This is a genomic window from Pseudogemmobacter bohemicus (assembly GCF_003290025.1).
In the GTDB taxonomy this organism is placed as follows: domain Bacteria; phylum Pseudomonadota; class Alphaproteobacteria; order Rhodobacterales; family Rhodobacteraceae; genus Pseudogemmobacter; species Pseudogemmobacter bohemicus.
In genome coordinates this window covers 1,141,280-1,158,824 of the sequence record NZ_QNHG01000002.1, presented here as the reverse complement: position 1 = coordinate 1,158,824, position 17,545 = coordinate 1,141,280, and the positions used below count along the sequence as shown (strand labels likewise).

The window sequence follows — 17,545 nt, the reverse complement described above, 5'->3', positions numbered from 1 at the left end:
TTCCTTCCGTCTCAGTTCAGGATCGCAAAGCCTTCGGCGGCAAAGATCTTATCGGCCTCATCCCCCGACAGGGCCTCGTAGAAAGCGCGATCCGCCGCATCCGCCGCGCCGCTCAGCAGGGCGGCAGGGTAGACGATCGGTTTATGGCTGTCAGCGGGGAAGGTGCCGGCAACGGTGACATTATCCTCGGCCACGGCATCGGTGGCGTAGACGATGCCATAAGGCGCCTCGCCCTGGGCGACCAGCGCCAGTGTGGCGCGGACATTATCGGCCTGGGCGACCGAGCCCTCGACCGCGGACCATTGGCCCAGATGCTCCAGCGCGGCCTTGCCATATTGGCCGGCGGGCACTGAATCGACCAGCGCCATGGCGAGTTTTCCATCCCCCAGCAGCGCCCTGAGGTCAAAGCCCGCGCCGATTTCGACCGGCGCGGCATCCTTGCCATGCGCCACCAGCACCAGGGTATTGCCCAGGAGATCCTCGCGCGCGCCATCGACCACCAGACCGGCCCTTTCGACCTCATCCATCCAGTTCACGGCGGCCGAGATGAAGATATCGGCCGGGGCGCCTTCGATGATCTGCCTGGCCAGCGCATTCGAGCCGGCATAGGAGATCACCACCGTATTGCCGGTTTCTTCCCCGAATTTCGCAGCAACCTCATCCAGCGCGTTTTTCATCGAGGCGGCGGCAAAGACGACCACCTCTTCGGCCTGGACCAGGGCGGGCAGCGCAAAGCTGAAGACGGTCGCGAGCATGGCGGAACGGCGGGCGAGAGACATCGGGTTTCCTCCGGTGCGATATTTCTACGCGGACATAAAGACCGTCCGGAGAGCCTGGCGCAAGGGTTATTTCCTGACGGCCATATCGCTGATGGCAGCGGGCGCCAGCATCGCCTCAAGCGCCGCAATTTCATCCGCCCCGGCCTCGCGCGCTTTGCGCTCGATCTCGCGAAACAGCGCCAGCACCTGATCACCCTCGGGTGTCAGATGCGCGCCGCCGCCGCCCGGGCCGCCGCGCGCACTGGCGACCAGCGGGCCGGAAAAGGCGGCGTTCAGCTCTTCGACCAGCATCCAGGCGCGCTTATAGCTCATCCCCATGGCGCGACCGGCGGCCGAGATCGAACCGGTCTCGCGGATATGTTCCAGAAGTTCAGCCTTGCCGGGGCCGACCATGGCATTGTCAAAGTAAAGGCGCAGAAAAAAGCGTTTCATCGGCTCAGTGTCCTTCCCCTGCGCGCCCCTTGCAAGCGCTCAGCTGAGATAATGGTCCACCGGACCCAGCGGTTTCGGCGGCGCCTCGCCCAGATGCGGCGCGAGGCTGATCTCGCAGGCGCGGCAGATCGCGTCCAGCGGCAGGCCATTGGGGCTGGTGCCGAAAGGATGGCTCAGCTCTTCGGTCACTTCGGCAAGGCCAAGGAACATATAGGCCACGATGGCGGTGAAAAGCGGCGAGAGCCAGCCGGTGGTCTCGGCCAGAGCCAGTGGCAGAAGCAGGCAGTAAAGCCAGGTCGTGCGATAGATCAGCAGCGAATAGACATAGGGCAGCGGGCTGTTGGCGATCCGCTCGGCGCCGGCCTGTTGCAGTGCCAGATTTGCCATGCGGGTGGTCAGCGCCCGCGCCCCGAAGCCGTCGATCTCGCCCTTGCGATAGCCGTCGCTGAGGATGTCGGTGATCGCATCCATCGCCGCACAGGGCGGATGGGTGGCCAGGCGGAACTCCGATCCCGGCCCGGTCTCGGGCGGCGGCAGTTTGCGCAGATTGATCCGGTGGGCATGGATGAATTCGATCGCAAGACGCAGGATCCGCTCGCGCCGGGCCGGGTCAGGCACGAAGGTCTCGACCTCCCGCGCAAAGCTGCGCAGATCGGCCAGCAGCCCGCCCCAGAGCTTGCGCGCCTCCCACCAGCGGTCATAGGCGGCGGCATTGCGAAAGCCCAGAAACAGCGACAGCCCGATCCCGAACACCGTATAGGCGGCGGCATTCAGATGCGGCACCCAGGGTGTCAGATGGTCAAGCAGCACGACGACAAGCGCGAAACAGGCCACGAACAGCACGGGCGGGGCGACCTGGAAAATGATCGAGCCGCGGGTGGCGGTCAGGAGTTGCAGCGGGGTGGGTTTGTCACGGACAATCATCCTGGACAGGACCTTCTGACTGGAATTGGGGTTCTGGACCCGGCGTTTTCGGCACTGGTTGCGCAGGCTCCTGACGAGGTCACAAGATTTCTTGCCCCTGAAAGCAGAACATGCGTTACTCTGTCGCATCCGGAGTGACGCATCTCTGTGGGCAATGCCCATTTGGCTGGCAGCGGCATGGTGGTGACCCCAGAGGTGAGCCGGCGATCCGGGTCAGAGCATAGCAGGAAGATTAGCAGGAAGACGGGGCTCCGGGTGAGCGAACTGCAGTATCAGGTTGCAATTCCAGCCAGGCGCCCTTGCCTCGGCAGTGGAGGGAGGGGGCCGAACCATGCCAGGCAGTATCACCACCGGCCGCACTGTCCGCGACCATGAGGCCCAGGTTTCCGCAGCGCTGGAAAAGGGCCAGGCCGCGCGCTCTTCGATTGTAGCGTCCTGGGCGCGCTCGGCCCGGCATGGGCTGGCGCCCTCGGCCATTGCGCCGCGCGATCAGCGCCTGGACGGTCCGGGCCTGACCAGGCTGCGCGAACGGATGGAGCCGGTGACCCGCGCCGCCCGCCCGACGCTGGAGCGGCTGTTCCAGGTGGTGGGCGGCTTCGGCGCCAGCGTGATCCTTGCCAGCGAGGAAGGCATCCCGTTCGAGCGGCTGGTGAAAGCCTCTGAGGATCGCGATTTCCAGGATGCGGGCCTCAGCGCCGGCTCGGACTGGAGCGAATCGGCGGTGGGAACCAACGGGATCGGCACCTGTCTGGCCGAGGGGCGTTCGGTGGTGATCCATCGCGACCAGCATTACCTTGCCGCCAATACCGCGCTGACCTGCGCCTCGGCACCGATCTGGGATCCTTCGGGTGATCTGGTGGCGGTGCTCGATGTCTCGACCGTGCGCGCCGATATCGCCGAGAGTTTCTCGGGCCTCCTGAGCCATTCCGTCCATGAAGCCGCCCGGCGGATCGAGGCCGATCTGTTCCAGGCCCGCTATGCGACCGCGCGGATGGTGCTGGTTCCCGGCGCGGATCGCGGCACCGGCGCGCTGCTGGCGGTTGATGCCGATGAACTGGTGATCGGGGCGACGCGCATGGCGCGCCAGCATCTGGGCCTGTCGGGCGATCTTGCGAAGAACCCGGTTCCGGCTGCCGATCTCCTGGGCATTGCAAGCCATCTGCGCCCCGAAGACGGCGAGCGCGCGGTGATCGCCCGCGCCATCGCCCGAACCGGCGGCAATATTTCTGCCGCTGCGCGCGCGCTCGGGATCAGCCGCGCCACGCTGCACCGCAAGATGGGCCGCCCCGAGTAAGACCGTCACGCAGCCATCCTGGTTTGACCAGACCACGCACGGCGCGATCTGCGGCCCCTGGGGGAATCACCCTGGCTCTGACATCGTTCCTCTCTCTTCCCGCGTCACATTCAGGAGGGCATTCGGGCGCCGGACTGTCTCAGAACTGAGACAGCTTTCGCAGTTGCGGCGCTGCCAGGGGGGTGACCTGTGCCCCGAAGCCCGTCAGCTTGGTCCCATCAGCCGCCGGGGAGGGCGGCCAAAGGAGGAGCTACCATGACCAAGCATGAAGAATTCGGCCTCAATGCAGCGCCGTTCAAAACCCGGTACGACAACTTCATCGGCGGCCAGTGGGTCGCGCCGAAAGCGGGCCGGTATATGGAGAATATCTCGCCAGTGACCGGCGGGGTGATCTGCGAAGTGGCGCGCTCGGACGCGTCGGATATCGAAGCGGCGCTGGATGCCGCCCATGCTGCCCGCCGTGGCTGGGCCGCGACCTCGACCACCGCACGCTCGAATATCCTGCTTCAAATCGCGGCCCGGATCGAAGAGAACCTGCAGGCCATCGCGATTGCCGAGACCTGGGATAACGGCAAACCGCTGCGCGAGACCATGGCGGCCGATATCCCGCTGGCCATCGACCATTTCCGCTACTTTGCCGGTGCGATCCGCGCTCAGGAAGGTTCGATCGGGCAGATCGACGACGATACCGTCGCCTATCACTTCCACGAGCCGCTGGGCGTTGTCGGCCAGATCATCCCGTGGAATTTCCCGATCCTGATGGCGGCCTGGAAACTGGCGCCGGCGCTGGCAGCGGGCAATTGCATCGTGCTGAAACCGGCGGAACAAACCCCGGCCTCGATCCTGTTCCTCCTGTCCTTCATCGAAGATCTGCTGCCGCCGGGTGTGCTGAACATCGTCAATGGCACCGGTGCCGAAGCAGGTGCCGCGCTGGCGTCGAGCCCGCGGATCGCCAAGATCGCCTTCACCGGCTCGACCCCGGTGGGCAAGTCGATAATGCGCGCGGCTGCCGACAACCTGACCAATATCACGCTGGAGCTGGGCGGCAAATCGCCGAACATCTTCTTCGAAGACGTGATGGACGAGGATGACGACTATTTCGACAAGGCGCTGGAAGGCTTCACCCTTTTCGCGCTGAACCAGGGTGAGGTCTGCACCTGCCCATCGCGCGCGCTGATCCAGGAATCGATCTATGACCGCTTCATGGAGCGCGCCCTGAAACGCGTCGAGGCCATCGTGGCCGGTGACCCGCGCCAGTCGAATACCATGATCGGTGCCCAGGCCTCGAAACAGCAATTCGACAAGATCAGCTCTTACCTGGAGCTGGGCCCGAAGGAAGGCGCGAAAGTGCTGACCGGCGGCTCTGCGAACCATTTCAACGGCGATATCTCGAACGGCTTCTACATCCAGCCGACCGTGTTCGAGGGTTCGAACAAGATGCGGATCTTCCAGGAAGAGATCTTCGGGCCGGTCGTTTCGGTGACCACCTTCAAGACCCAGGACGAAGCCATCGAGATCGCCAATGACACCGTCTTCGGTCTTGGTGCCGGCGTCTGGTCACGCAATGCGAACACCGCCTACCGCGCGGGCCGTGCCATCGAGGCGGGCCGGGTCTGGACCAATTGCTACCACCTCTACCCGGCCGGCGCGGCCTTCGGGGGCTATAAGCAGTCGGGCATCGGGCGTGAAAACCACAAGATGATGCTGGACCATTATCAGGAAACCAAGAACCTGCTGGTGTCCTACAATCCGAAGAAACTCGGCTTCTTCTGAGGTTCCATTCTTCTGAAATCTGACCGCCTTCGGGCAAGGCCGGGGGAGAGTACTCTCCCCCGGACCCCCTCTTGTCTCCCCTGTCGGAGGGTGCATCGGGTTCTGATCCGGTTCGTCTTCTGGCCTTACCGGCCCCGTGCCGGGGCCCGCTCTGGCCTGGTGGCTGCCCTTTGGGGCCAGCCCTCAAATCCGGGGCGGGTATTTTTCAGGCCAGCGGGTGGCGCGGTGCCAGGCCTCGCCCATGGCGAGAATCGCGGCGTCTGCGCCGTGACGGCCCGCGATCTGGATGCCGGTCGGCAGGCCATCCTCGCCAGATCCCACCGGCACAGCCAGCGCAGGAAGGCCGATCAGCGAGACCGGCACCACCACCTCCATCCAGCGGTGATAGGTATCCATCTGCCTGCCCGCGATGATATCGGGGTAGCGCCATTCCGCCGGGAAGGGCCAGACCTGGGCCACCGGCATCACCAGCGCGTCGAATTCCGCCAGCATCTCATGGGCGCGTGCATACCAGAGCGAGCGGATTTTCGACGCGCGGTAGAGGGCTTCGGGCGTGACGGCAGCGCCGGTCTCAACCTCCCAGCGGGTTTCGGGTTTGAGCTGCTCCCAGCGGGAGGGATCGCGGCGCTCATGGCCTTTCGAGCCGAAATTGAGGAAGCTGCGCAGCGTGATCCAGGCCTGCCAGAGCTCTTCGGCCGGGACCGGAAGCTGCACCGGCACCACCTCGGCCCCGAGATCGGTAAGCGTCTTCAGCCCGGCCTCGCAAGTGGCGATGATGCCCGGCTCAAACGGCAGCTGACCGCCGAAATCGCCAAACCAGGCGAAGCGTTTGCCCCTGAGATCATCGGGTGCGGCCTGGACTGCGGCGAGATAATCCTCAGCCGGCTGGCCGAAGGGGGTCAGCGGGTTCGCCCCGGCCTGGACGCCAAGCAGCAGCGCGATATCCGCAACATCGCGCGCCATCGGGCCTTCGGTCGCCATGGTGTCGAGGAAGGTCTCTGCCCCGGCATCGGTGGGAACCAGCCCCCAGCTGGGGCGGAAACCATAAACATTACAAAAGGCTGCCGGGTTGCGCAGACTGCCCATCATGTCTGATCCATCGGCCAGCGGCACCATATGCGCCGCCAGTGCCGCCGCCGCACCGCCCGAAGACCCTCCCGCAGAACGCGAGAGGTCATAGGGGTTCCGCGTCACGCCATGGACCGGGTTGAAGCTGTGGCTGCCATGGCCCCATTCCGGCGTATTGGTCTTGCCGATCAGCACCGCGCCGGCCGCCCGCATCCGCGCCACGATCAGGTCATCGGCCTCGGGCACATGATCCGCATAAAGCGGCGAGCCATAGGTCGTGCGGATACCACGCGTGTTCAGCAGATCCTTGACCGCCAGCGGCAGGCCGAAAAGCGCACCCTCGGGCCGGCGCTGATCCAGAGCCAGCGCCTCCTCCATGATCCGGTCGGGATCGCGCAGCGACACCACCGCATTGACGCCCGGATTGACGGCAGCGATGCGGTCCAGATGCGCCGCCATCACCTCGGAGGGCTTGACCTCGCGGGTCGTGATCAGGCGCGAAAGGTCAAGGGCGGAGCGCGCGGTGAGATCCATGATATGTCCGTATTGCCAGTTGCCGGGACGAGGCTAGCAGAGCTCCGCTCCGATGCGAAAGAGCCAGCACAGAACTGGCAAGCCGGTATCTGCATTGCGCTCTGGATTGCGGGGCGGCGCGGGCGTATATGGGGCGCATGGAAAAGGGCCCTGACCTCAGCGGCCTGCCCTTCGTCAAGATGCATGGGGCGGGCAATGATTTCGTGGTGATCGACTCGCGCGGGCGTGGCGAGGCGGTGGTCACGGCTGCCCTGGCGCGCGCTTTGGGGGATCGCAACCGGGGCGTGGGCTTTGACCAGCTGGCCGAGATCCGCCCGGCGCCCGAGAGTGAAGCGGGCGTCGATTTCAGCCTTGATTTCTGGAACACCGATGGCAGCCGCGCCGGGGCCTGCGGCAATGCCACGCGCTGCGTCTCCGACTATGTGATGCGTGATCTGGGCACAGAGACGGTGACGCTGATCACCCGACGCGGGATCCTGCGCGCCGAACGGCTGGCCGATGGCCGGGTCACTGTGAATATGGGGCATCCCCAGCTGAACTGGGAGGAGCTGCCGCTCTCCCATGCCGTCGATACCCTGCATCTTCCGCTGGAGGGCGATCCGCTGGCGGTCGGCATGGGCAACCCGCATTGCGTGTTCTTTGTTCCCGATGCAGAAACAACGGATGTCGCCGCGCGCGGCCCGCTGGTGGAGCGCAACCCGCTTTTCCCCGAACGCACCAATGTCGAATTCGCCAGCCTTACCAGCCCTGACCGGTTGCGTATGCGGGTCTGGGAGCGGGGGGCCGGCATCACGCTCGCCTGTGGTTCCGGCGCCTGCGCCACGGCGGTGGCGGCACATCTGCGCGGGTTGACCGGGCGCCATGTGACGCTGGACCTGGATGGCGGCGTGCTGGAGATCGACTGGCGCGAGGATGGCGTCTGGATGGCCGGGCCGGTGGCGCTGGTCTTCGAGGGGCGCATCCCCCAGGCATTCCTGGCCTCGCTGACATGAACGCGCCCGTTTTCGCCACGCTGGGCTGCCGGCTCAACGCCTATGAGACCGAAGCGATGAAGGAACTCGCCGCAGCGGCGGGGGTCGATGGCGCGGTGGTGGTGAATACCTGCGCGGTCACCGCCGAGGCCGTCCGCAAGGCCAAGCAGGAAATCCGCCGGCTGGCGAGGGAAAATCCCGGCGCAAAGGTGATCGTGACCGGATGCGCGGCCCAGACCGAACCCGAGACTTTCGCGGCAATGCCCGAGGTCACGAAGGTGATCGGCAACCATGAGAAAATGCAGGCGGAGACCTGGCAGACGCTGCGCGCGCCCGACCTGATCGGCGAGACCGAGAAAACCCTCGTCAATGACATCATGTCGGTGAAAGAGACCGCCGGCCATCTGATCGACGGCTTCGGCCGCCACCGCGCCTATGTCCAGGTTCAGAATGGCTGCGATCACCGTTGCACCTTTTGCATCATCCCTTACGGGCGCGGCAATTCGCGCTCGGTCCCGGCAGGGGTGGTGATCGAACAGATCAAACGTCTGGTGGATAAGGGGTTTCACGAGGTGGTGCTGACCGGCGTTGACCTCACCTCCTGGGGCGCCGACCTGCCGGCGACACCGCGTCTGGGCGATCTGGTGATGCGGATCCTGCGGCTGGTGCCGGATCTGGCGCGGCTCAGGATATCTTCGATCGACTCCATCGAGGCCGATGAGAACCTGATGCAGGCCATCGCCACCGAGAGCCGGCTGATGCCGCATCTGCATCTCTCGCTTCAGGCCGGCGATGACATGATCCTGAAACGGATGAAGCGCCGCCATCTGCGCGATGATGCGATCCGCTTTTGCGAAGAGGCGCGCCGCCTGCGCCCGGATCTGATCTTCGGCGCCGATATTATCGCGGGCTTTCCGACCGAGACGGAAGAGATGTTCGAGAACAGCCTGAGGCTGGTTTCCGATTGCGACCTGACCTTCCTGCATGTCTTTCCCTACAGCCCCCGCAAGGGCACTCCGGCCGCCCGCATGCCGCAGGTGAAGGGGCCGCTGATCCGCGAACGCGCCGCGCGGCTGCGCGCCGAGGGCGCGCGCGCGCTGGCGCGCCATCTGAACAGCCAGCTCGGCGCCGTGCATCAGGTGTTGACCGAGGGCCCGCATCTTGGCCGCACCGGCCAGTTCACCGAAGTCACCTTTGCCCTCCCGCAGCCCGAAGGCCGCATTATCCCCGCCCGCATCACCGACCAGGACGGCGCGCGGCTGATCGCCCTCCCGATCTGACAATCCGGACCTGACCACCCCGCTCGCACAGCAGCGGAGGGTCCGGTTTTCCTGATGAAATCACTTTCCCTCTGGGACTGGTCACCATTGCGTGACAGTTTGCCGAAAAATCACGCAGAGTTACGAGTCCAATGGCTTATACAGACCTGACCCTTCCCGACCGCCCGCTGAAACTGACACCCGGCAGCATCTCCCCTCCGGGCGCCGCGCTGTTCATGGTTCTCGTCATGCTGGTGATCGGCGGTTTTCTGACCTGGTGGCAGGCCCCCGACATCTGGCGCGACTGGCAGATCAGCCAGAACCCCGTGACAGTCGCGGACAGTGAGATCCAGAATGGCCAATGCACCACCCGCAAGGCCATCTTCACCGATTGCGAGGCCAATGTGGCCTATAACTACGAAGGCCAGCGTTACGAATCCGACATCAAGCTGATGTTCGTCGATTTCCACAGCGGAGATTACTGGGTCGATGTGGTGATCTCGGGCGACAAACCGCATCTGGCAACGCTGAGCCTTGGTGTTGAAAAGATCTGGAACCGTATCCTGATGCTGGCCGCGTTCGGGCTGCTGTTTTTTGGCGGCGCGGCAGCGATCCTCTGGCAGCGCATGCGGGCAGGCAAGGCCTCACGCGCGCTGGCACAGCCTTCGCGCATGACGCTGCTGCCGCTTCAGATCACCAATATGCAAAAGCTGCGCGGCGCGACGCAGATCAGCTACCATGACAGGGACCAGCCGAAACCGGTGCTGACGACGACCCTGCGCAAGGGTGAGGAACCGCTGATGGTCTGGGATGACCAGGGCAATGGCTATGGTCTTGGCGTGCGGGGCACCGGCTCACCGCTGCCGGCCCTGCTCGACCGGAGCCTGACGCGGATCGACCTGACAGATCAGGAACGCCGTGACGCGCTGGCACTGCTGGACCGCGAGGAGGCCGCGAGATTTGGCCAGTCGCAACACAGCGAGGCTGCGGCGAAAAAAACCGGCGGCGGTTTCTTGCGTAATCTGCTGACCGGGCTTGGTGTGCTGCTCTTCTTCGTTCTGGCAGCACTTGGCTGGTGGCTCTGGTATGTGACAGGCAGCTCGAACTCGCATGATCCGCTCGGCATGGAAATCAACGCCATGATGCCGGAGCCCATAAATCTCTGGGCCTGCGGCAAGCTGGAAGAGCGGTTCGGAGACCAGAACGCCCCCTTCGGCTGCACAAAAGATGACCATGTAAGCTGGAAATGAGCATCCCCCCGCCGGTGGCAGCTGCGGAAGCCTCCGGTGGGGATATTTCACGATAGTCGTGAATTATTTTAATTTAAAATCAATTATTTGCAGATTATTGCTTCCGCTTTGCGTCATATATGCAGGTCACACAAAATCGTCCCGAGATTGCTGTCCGCCTTAGGATCGGGATGATTAAGGGCCTTTGAATCGCGGGTGACCCGCTTGCGCGATTTCCGGATCCCGCCTGGCCCTGCGCCTTCGTGACGATCCCCCTCTTCCGCCCACGCAGCAGCCCCCTTCCTGGCCTGAACACCTGCTTCGATCTGCAGGGTACGCCATTTCAAGGGCGCGACAAGTTGCTTCACCTCGGACAGATCCACCCTTGCCCGCCGGGCCGCATGCCGTGCTTCCGCGCAGGGCTCTCCGCGCGTCAGGCCAGGATCATCGAATGCATCGCCGGCCAGCGTCCGGGTATGTTCGTCACTGGCGAGCAGCGGGTTCATCACGACCTGCGGAAGTATCTGACTGCCCCGGTTTGCCGTGCCCCTTTCGCGCCAGACCGCCACCACGAAATGGATGCCCCAGGCTTCCTCGTCGCCCTGGCCGCCGGCATAGCGCTGCTGGCCGTGCGGGAAATGTTCCTCCAGAAAAGCCACGGCCGTTTCCTGAAGAGATCAAGCTTGTTCTGATCCCGGCCGGCGTGACCCGTGCCCCCGAACCAGGCCTTGTTCACGGTCAAAACCCCCTCGCGCAACGCATCGCATTTCTGCCAGGGGTCTATCGGGCCGAGGCCAGGCACCTCCTGCGCCGCCTTTTTCCGCGACTTCGCCAGCAGCGCCGCGACCTGTTCTTGCGGTTCCTGAAGCGCGCGTCCGTCACCTCGTCGCGCAGTTTCTGTCGTCAGCCGGATCCGGCCAGCAGCACCTCGTTCTGATCAAAAGCATTCGGGTCAACATGGGACAGATCACCACCCCGGCGATTGTCATACCCGAGATCATGCGGCTGGAGTCCGGCAAAGCGCAACACGACCAGGTGCTGAGCAGCGGAGACAGGTTCAGGATTGGCAAATTGCAGACAGACAGACATGGAGGACCTCCACTGTCTTCTCCATGGAGAGCCCCTATACCAACAATCCCCATGCCCAATAAAGCGATCAGGAGGCAGGCCCGAAGGGGGCGCTGGATCCGCTTACCGTTAAGCCAGCACCTCATGTTTGACGGAAAAGGGAACCTGAACAGGTCCCTCAAATACGCTCTCAACGCCCAATGCTGCTAATAATTCATTGATTTAATTTAGTATTTCATTGAACCATCATGGCGCAATTGCCGGCGAATACCCATGCGGTTCCCGAAGTATCAACCCTGTTGAAACCTGCCACAGACAGGGGCAGCGCCCCCTGCCCGCTTTCCGCAGCTCACGCCTTGCGGATCGTATCGCCGGGCTGGAGCTTCGGCTCGAACTCGATCACCTCGCCGCCGATCACCCCGCTATGGCGTTTGCCGGCGATGATCTCGGCCGCCGCCACGCCGGTTTCCAGCCGACAGGCATCCATCGTCGCCAGCCGGCGCGGCAGACCGTCAAGCAGCTCGACCCCGTTGAACCCGGCAAGCCCGATCTGCCCGGGCACGTCAAGCCCCTTTTCCAGGCACCAGAGCAGCCCGCCCGCCCCGATCATGTCATTGGAGTAATAGAGGAAATCGACATCCGGGCGGCGTTTCAGCAGGGTCTCGGTCATCTCGCGCCCCTTGGCGAGCGCCGAGCCGCCGGAATAGAATTCGCGGTCCACCAGCGACAGGCCCGCCGCCGCCAGCGCCTCTTCGAACCCTTCCAGACGCTTGCGCGCCCGGTGGTCATTGGTGGGCATATGGGTGCCGAGAAAGGCGATCTTACGATAGCCCGCGGCGATAATCGCCTCGGCCATCTTGCGCCCCGCACGGCGATGCGAGATTCCGACCATGCTGTCGACCGGCTTGCCGTCGATATCCATGATCTCGACGATGGGGATCCCCGCCTGGGCCAGCATTGCCATCGCGGCCTCGCTGTGCTCCAGCCCTGCCACGATCAGCCCCGAAGGCCGCCAGGACAGCATCTCGTAGATGACCTGCTCTTCCCGGTCGGCCTGGTAATTCGAGACGCCGACCACCGGTTGCAGCCCGGTATCCTCCAGCGTCTTTGAAATGCCCGTCATCACCTCGGGGAAGACCATATTCGACAGCGAGGGAATCACCACGCCAACCAGGTTCACCCGCTGGCTGGCCAGGGCGCCGGCGATCTTATTGGGCACATAGCCAAGGCGCCGCGCCGCCTCCAACACCTTTTCCCGCGTCGCGTCGGACACATCGCCACGGTTCCGCAGCACCCGGCTGACCGTCATCTCGCTGACCCCGGAAGCCTCGGAGACGTCGCGAAGGGTCAGGGCGCGGTGCGGTTCGGGAGGCGTCGGTCTGGTCAATGCATGATCCTCTGGCGGGGCTCTGGCGGTTGGAGGCCTGCCCCCGCCGCTTTCTGGCAACTGCGCTTTTCCGATTGTTAGCGCCTCAGGAGGGGCTTGAACAGGCAGTAATCCTTTGCTAATGATAGCGCTAACAGTGAAAACTGTTATCCGGATGCTTCCAGCAAGCTCTCTCAGGAGGGATCCGGACCCCTGAGGGGGGGTGGTGGGCCAAATTCACCCCCCTTCACATCTTCTTCCCCGGAAACATCGTCTCGGCAACCGATCAGGCGGCGCGTCAATATCCCGGCGGGCTGATCGCCCAGATCACCTCGGTATCCGAGGGGCCGGGATTGCGGTAGCGATGCGGCTCGCGTGAGGCGAAGGAAAAGCTGTCTCCGGCCTCCAGCCGGAACTGGCGTGTACCGACCCAGAGATCCAGCTGCCCCGAAAGCACCAGCCCGACCTCATCGCCGTCATGGCTATAGGCATCCTGCGCCTCGGCGCCGGGCGGCAGGCAGGAGCGGATCATCTCGACCGCCATCGACATGCGGGGCGTCAGCAATTCATCCACCGCCCCGCCCGCATAGGCGACCTGCAAGCGGTTGGCGCGGCGGATGACATAGCCCTGTTCTGCCTCGGGCACCGGATGTTCGTCGCCGGCAAAGAACCATTGCACCGTCACGCCCAGATGCTGTGCGATGGCGACCAGTGCGTTGATCGAGGGCTCGGCCAGATCGCGCTCGATCTGGCTGAGATAGCCGATCGACAGCCCCGCCCCCGCTGCCAGCTGTGCCAGCGTCTGTTTGCGCCGTTTGCGCAATTCGCGCAGCCGCTCACCCAGGACCCGTCCCGCAATCTGGCCTTCGATACGGCCTTCCATTGGGGCGACAGCGCGCAGGCGCGGCTCATCCGGCTTCATCTGGCAGATCCCCCGCTATGGCTGGTAAAAAATACTATTGATTTTTTTACTCGCGCTGTCAAACCTGCCGCGACCGCCACCCAGGAGCCCGGGCAGCCATGACAGATGTGATGTTTCCGAACCTCTTCCGCCCGCTCACAATCCGGGGACGCGAAATCCGCAACCGCATCATCTCGACCGGGCATGACACCTGCCTGCCCGAGCATGGCCTCATAAACGAGGCCTATATCGCCTATCAGGAGGCCCGCGCCAAAGGCGGCACCGGCTTGATCGTGACCCAGGTGGCCGGCGTGCATGAGACGGCGCGCTATACCTCGCATCTGATCATGGCGACTTCGGATGACTGCATCCCGGGCTATGCGGAACTGGCGCGCCGCTGCCACGCCCATGGCGCGCGGGTGGTCTCGCAGCTCTTTCATCCCGGGCGCGAGATCATGGAAAGCGCGAATGGCCTGCTCGCCGTGGCGTATTCCGCCTCGGCCACCCCGAATGAGCGATTCCGCAATATGCCGCGTGAGATGGATGCTGCGATGATCGCCGGGATCACCCGGGGCTATGCCGATGCGGCACGGCGGATGTATCAGGCGGGGCTGGATGGGGTGGAGCTGGTCGCCTCGCATGGCTATCTGCCGGCACAGTTTCTGAACCCGCGCGTCAACCGGCGCCAGGATGACTATGGCGGCTCGGACGGCAACCGTCTGAAATTCATGGCGGATGTTCTGGATGCGATGCGGGCCGCGACGGCGGAGGATTTCATCATCGGCCTCAGGATCTCGGCCAGCGAGAAAGACGAGGCCGGCCTGACCAATGCCGAGACGCTGGCGGCGGCAAAGGGGCTGGGCGCGCGGATCGACTATCTTTCCGTCACCATCGGTACTTCGGCGACTTTGGGTGGCGCGGTCCATATCGCCCCGCCGATGAATTTCCAGGCCGCCTATGCCGCGCCCGAGGCGCGGGCGTTCAAAGCCGCGTTGCAGGTGCCGGTTTTCATCGTCGGCCGCATCAACCAGCCGCAAGAGGCGGAACAGGTCATCGCCAAAGGCGAGGCCGATGGCTGCGGCATGACCCGCGCGCTGATCTGCGACCCCGAGATGCCGGTCAAGGCCGATCAGGGCCGGTTCGACGATATCCGCGCCTGTATCGGCTGCAATCAGGCCTGTATCCACCATTTCCACCGGGGCCTGCCGATCTCTTGCATCCAGCATCCCGAGACCGGGCGCGAGACGGTTTTCGGCGCGCATCCCGCACCCCTGCGGGCGCGCAGGGTGATGGTGATCGGCGGCGGCCCGGCGGGGCTGAAAGCGGCTGCCGTGGCGGCAGAGCGCGGCCATCAGGTTACGCTGTTCGAGGCCGCGCCGCGCCTTGGCGGCCAGGCGCTGCTGGCGCAGCTCTTGCCGCATCGCACCGAATTTGGCGGCATCGCAACCAATCTTGCCCGCGAATGCGAGCTGGCCGGGGTGACCATCCGCAAAAACACCCGCGTTGATGCGGCGATGCTGCGCGATATCGCCCCCGATGCGGTGGTGCTGGCGACCGGCGCCACGCCCTACCTGCCGCCTTTTGAAACGGATGGAGAAATCCGCATCGCCACCGCCTGGCAGATCCTGCGGCGCGAGGTGAAACCCGGCTCGAAACTGGTCGTTGCCGACTGGCGGTCCGACTGGATCGGGCCGGGCGTGGCGGAGCTGATGGCCCGCGAAGGCGCCGGCGTCGATCTGGCCGTGAACGGGCTTTATATGGGCGAAGCGCTGCCGTTTTATGTCCGCGATGCGACGGCGGCCTCGCTGCATCGGCTTGGCGTGCGGGTCACGCCCTATGCGCGGCTGATCGGCTGCTTTGGCGATACGGTCTTCATGCAGCATACAGCCTCGGACCTGCCCATCGCGTTTGAGGGCGTGGATATGCTGGTGCTCTCGACCGGACATCTGCCCTTTGACGGGCTGCGCGGCGAGATAGCCGCCCTGGGGATCGAATGCCACGCAATTGGCGATTGCGAGACGCCACGCACTGCGGAAGAGGCGGTTTATGAGGGAATGCTGGCCGGTCGCGCCCTCTAGGCTCCAGGCTCATTCACCATTAAAACCAGAACAGGACGGTTGCGGCGAGAGCGATGGCTGACGGGAAGACGATGGGGCATCTGCCGTAACGGGTGGCGATACGCCGCCTGGCCTTGAGCCTTCCGCACATGATCCCGATGCGGTTTCGGCGTTTGTTGTATCGAATGGCTTTCTTGCGCGTTTTCCGGCCTGGGATGCAGACTCTTATCCCCTTGTCTTTCAACGCATCTCTGAGCCAGCCGGCATCGTAGCCCTGATCCGCCCGCATCCACTCCGCCTCAGGAAAGCGGCACGAGCCAAGCGGCGGCCCCGCTGTAATCGCTGACCGGGCCTGCGGTGGCAAACAGGCGGATCGGGCGGCCCTGTACATCGGCAACGGCGTGGAGTTTGGCGTTCATACCGCCCTTGATGCGCCCTATCAGGTGGCCTCGCCTCTCTTCGGCTCCCCCTTTTTCACCCGCAGGCTGGAGGCCCTGCGATGCGCTTACAGACAGGTCCATCAGTCACGATCGTCTGCCCGTCGGCAGCCTCAGCCGCCAGGCCATGCAGCATTCGGATGAGCTCCCCATCCTGCTCCGGCGCTTCCATCGGTTGCAAAATGTCTTCGGTGGGCCGTATTCGCAGGGCGTGTCACACCAGCACAAGCCATTGTTATTGATTAATATTGTTCTGCTGAGAACGCGGTGGTCATCGACGCGGTGGCGGCTATGGCTCCTGGAGAAAAACGGCTCAGGCCGTGCCCTCTGCGCCTGCGTCAGCCAGAAAAGATTGCGCATCAGCAGGGCCTTCTGAACCCCTCCGATGCACCAAAGAAACAATCAATGGGGCCTGACCCTGGCTATATCTTGCGGGATGTCAGGATCAACACCACCAGATAAAGCCCGCCCAGAAAGCCCGTGGTCAGCCCGATCGGCATTGCCAGGCCAAAGGGCGCATTCTGGCTGACCAGATCCGCGCCAACCAGCAACACCGCGCCAGCCAATGCCCCCGCCACCACCGGCACATCCGGCGACCGCGTCAGCCCCCGCGCCAGCTGCGGCCCCGCCAGCGCGATGAAGGCAATCGGCCCGGTGCAGGCGGTGGCAACCGAGGTCAGCCCGACCGAGGCCAGCACCAGAACCAGCCGCGCCCGTCCCACATTCACCCCCAGCTGGCGCGCCATATCATCGCCCATCGCCATCACCATCAGCCGCCGCGCATTCCACAGGACCAGCGGCGCGAATACCGCCAGCCCGATCAGCGCCGTCCAGACATGGCTCCAGTTCCTGGCATTCAGCGTGCCTGCCAGCCAGATCTGCGCCGACATCGCGCGTTCCAGATCCCCGCTGACCATCAACAGCGTGTTCAGCCCGGAAAGCAGCGCCCCCATCCCGATCCCAACGAGGATCAGCCGGTAGCCGCCACCGCGTCCCTGCGCCCTGCTATGCGAAAGCGTCAGCACCACCAGCGCCGTGATCACACCGGATACCACCGACGCAATCGCCGTCTGCAGCGCGCCTGCGTTGAAGAGGATGATCTGGACGATGGCGCCGCTGGCGGCTCCGGTGGTGAAGCCGATCACATCGGGCGAGCCGAGCGCATTCCGCGACAGCGACTGGAACACCGCCCCCGCCATGCCAAGACAGGCGCCGACCAGGGCGGCGGTGACCAGCCTCGGCAGCCGGATGCGGGCAACAAGGCGGCTGGTGGTCTCATCGCCACTGCCAGTAAGCCCCGCCCAGACCCCGGCCGGGGACAGCCGGGCCGAGCCGCTGCCCAAAAGCACAAGGCCAAGCACGGCGCAGACCAGCAGCAAAAGCGCGCAGACAAGCACCGAACGCGGCCGCCAGACCAGGCTGAAGCCACCCAGCCGCAAGACCATTGGCCCCG

The 17,545-nt window shown here is 64.4% G+C and carries 15 protein-coding genes and 1 pseudogene; 6 read left to right on the top strand and 10 right to left on the bottom strand.

Annotated features, from left to right (window positions below; genetic code table 11):
- Nucleotides 1–11 precede the first annotated feature (11 nt).
- The 3 genes from modA to DRF71_RS13345 form a co-directional block, all read right to left on the bottom strand.
- Nucleotides 12–779, bottom strand: a complete 768-nt coding sequence (gene modA, locus DRF71_RS13355; protein WP_112310984.1) for a molybdate ABC transporter substrate-binding protein — start codon at nt 777–779, stop codon at nt 12–14.
- A gap of 66 nt (nt 780–845) precedes the next feature.
- Complete coding sequence (locus DRF71_RS13350) at nt 846–1,211, bottom strand: winged helix-turn-helix domain-containing protein (RefSeq protein ID WP_232831494.1); 366 nt, start codon at nt 1,209–1,211, stop codon at nt 846–848.
- Between the two features lie 39 nt (nt 1,212–1,250).
- Complete coding sequence (locus tag DRF71_RS13345) at nt 1,251–2,135, bottom strand: bestrophin family protein (protein ID WP_112310983.1); 885 nt, start codon at nt 2,133–2,135, stop codon at nt 1,251–1,253.
- 331 nt (nt 2,136–2,466) lie between these two features.
- On the opposite strand from DRF71_RS13345, the gene DRF71_RS13340 reads away from it, so the two are divergent.
- Nucleotides 2,467–3,429, top strand: coding sequence for a helix-turn-helix domain-containing protein (locus tag DRF71_RS13340; protein ID WP_112310982.1), 963 nt, complete (start codon nt 2,467–2,469; stop codon nt 3,427–3,429).
- Between the two features lie 255 nt (nt 3,430–3,684).
- Nucleotides 3,685–5,202 (top strand): acetaldehyde dehydrogenase ExaC, encoded by a 1,518-nt coding sequence (gene exaC / locus DRF71_RS13335; protein ID WP_112310981.1) that lies wholly within the window; start codon nt 3,685–3,687, stop codon nt 5,200–5,202.
- Between the two features lie 183 nt (nt 5,203–5,385).
- Here exaC and DRF71_RS13330 read toward each other — a convergent pair whose 3' ends face one another.
- Nucleotides 5,386–6,804, bottom strand: coding sequence for an amidase (locus DRF71_RS13330; RefSeq protein ID WP_112310980.1), 1,419 nt, complete (start codon nt 6,802–6,804; stop codon nt 5,386–5,388).
- Nucleotides 6,805–6,941: 137 nt separating this feature from the next.
- Here DRF71_RS13330 and dapF point away from each other — a divergent pair, with 137 nt between their 5' ends.
- From dapF to DRF71_RS13315, 3 genes are all read left to right on the top strand, one after another.
- Nucleotides 6,942–7,796, top strand: a complete 855-nt coding sequence (dapF, locus tag DRF71_RS13325; protein WP_112311318.1) for a diaminopimelate epimerase — start codon at nt 6,942–6,944, stop codon at nt 7,794–7,796.
- On the top strand, nt 7,793–9,055 hold the full coding sequence (gene mtaB / locus DRF71_RS13320) for a tRNA (N(6)-L-threonylcarbamoyladenosine(37)-C(2))-methylthiotransferase MtaB (RefSeq protein ID WP_112310979.1): 1,263 nt from the start codon (nt 7,793–7,795) through the stop codon (nt 9,053–9,055). The genes dapF and mtaB overlap by 4 nt, the downstream gene beginning before the upstream one ends.
- Before the next feature lie 131 nt (nt 9,056–9,186).
- Entirely contained in the window at nt 9,187–10,284 is a 1,098-nt protein-coding gene (locus DRF71_RS13315) for a hypothetical protein (RefSeq protein WP_112310978.1), read from the top strand.
- Nucleotides 10,285–10,397: 113 nt separating this feature from the next.
- On the opposite strand, the gene DRF71_RS13310 is transcribed toward DRF71_RS13315, so the two are convergent.
- The 4 genes from DRF71_RS13310 to DRF71_RS13295 form a co-directional block, all read right to left on the bottom strand.
- On the bottom strand, nt 10,398–10,922 hold the full coding sequence (locus DRF71_RS13310; protein ID WP_112310977.1) for a hypothetical protein: 525 nt from the start codon (nt 10,920–10,922) through the stop codon (nt 10,398–10,400).
- A gap of 244 nt (nt 10,923–11,166) precedes the next feature.
- Nucleotides 11,167–11,352, bottom strand: coding sequence for a hypothetical protein (locus DRF71_RS13305; RefSeq protein ID WP_112310976.1), 186 nt, complete (start codon nt 11,350–11,352; stop codon nt 11,167–11,169).
- Nucleotides 11,353–11,680: 328 nt separating this feature from the next.
- Nucleotides 11,681–12,718 (bottom strand): LacI family DNA-binding transcriptional regulator, encoded by a 1,038-nt coding sequence (locus DRF71_RS13300; RefSeq protein WP_269814366.1) that lies wholly within the window; start codon nt 12,716–12,718, stop codon nt 11,681–11,683.
- Between the two features lie 277 nt (nt 12,719–12,995).
- On the bottom strand, nt 12,996–13,619 hold the full coding sequence (locus DRF71_RS13295) for a helix-turn-helix domain-containing protein (protein WP_198672197.1): 624 nt from the start codon (nt 13,617–13,619) through the stop codon (nt 12,996–12,998).
- Nucleotides 13,620–13,717: 98 nt separating this feature from the next.
- Between DRF71_RS13295 and DRF71_RS13290 the strand changes: the two genes are divergently transcribed.
- A complete protein-coding gene (locus tag DRF71_RS13290; RefSeq protein WP_112310974.1) occupies nt 13,718–15,676 on the top strand; it encodes an oxidoreductase in 1,959 nt (652 codons plus the stop codon).
- Nucleotides 15,677–15,695: 19 nt separating this feature from the next.
- Here DRF71_RS13290 and DRF71_RS13285 read toward each other — a convergent pair.
- Nucleotides 15,696–16,452 (bottom strand): annotated as a pseudogene (locus DRF71_RS13285) (IS5 family transposase).
- A 62-nt stretch (nt 16,453–16,514) separates the two neighbouring features.
- Nucleotides 16,515–17,537: a FecCD family ABC transporter permease gene (locus DRF71_RS13280; protein ID WP_232831493.1), complete on the bottom strand. Its 1,023-nt coding sequence runs from the start codon at nt 17,535–17,537 to the stop codon at nt 16,515–16,517.
- Nucleotides 17,538–17,545 lie beyond the last annotated feature (8 nt).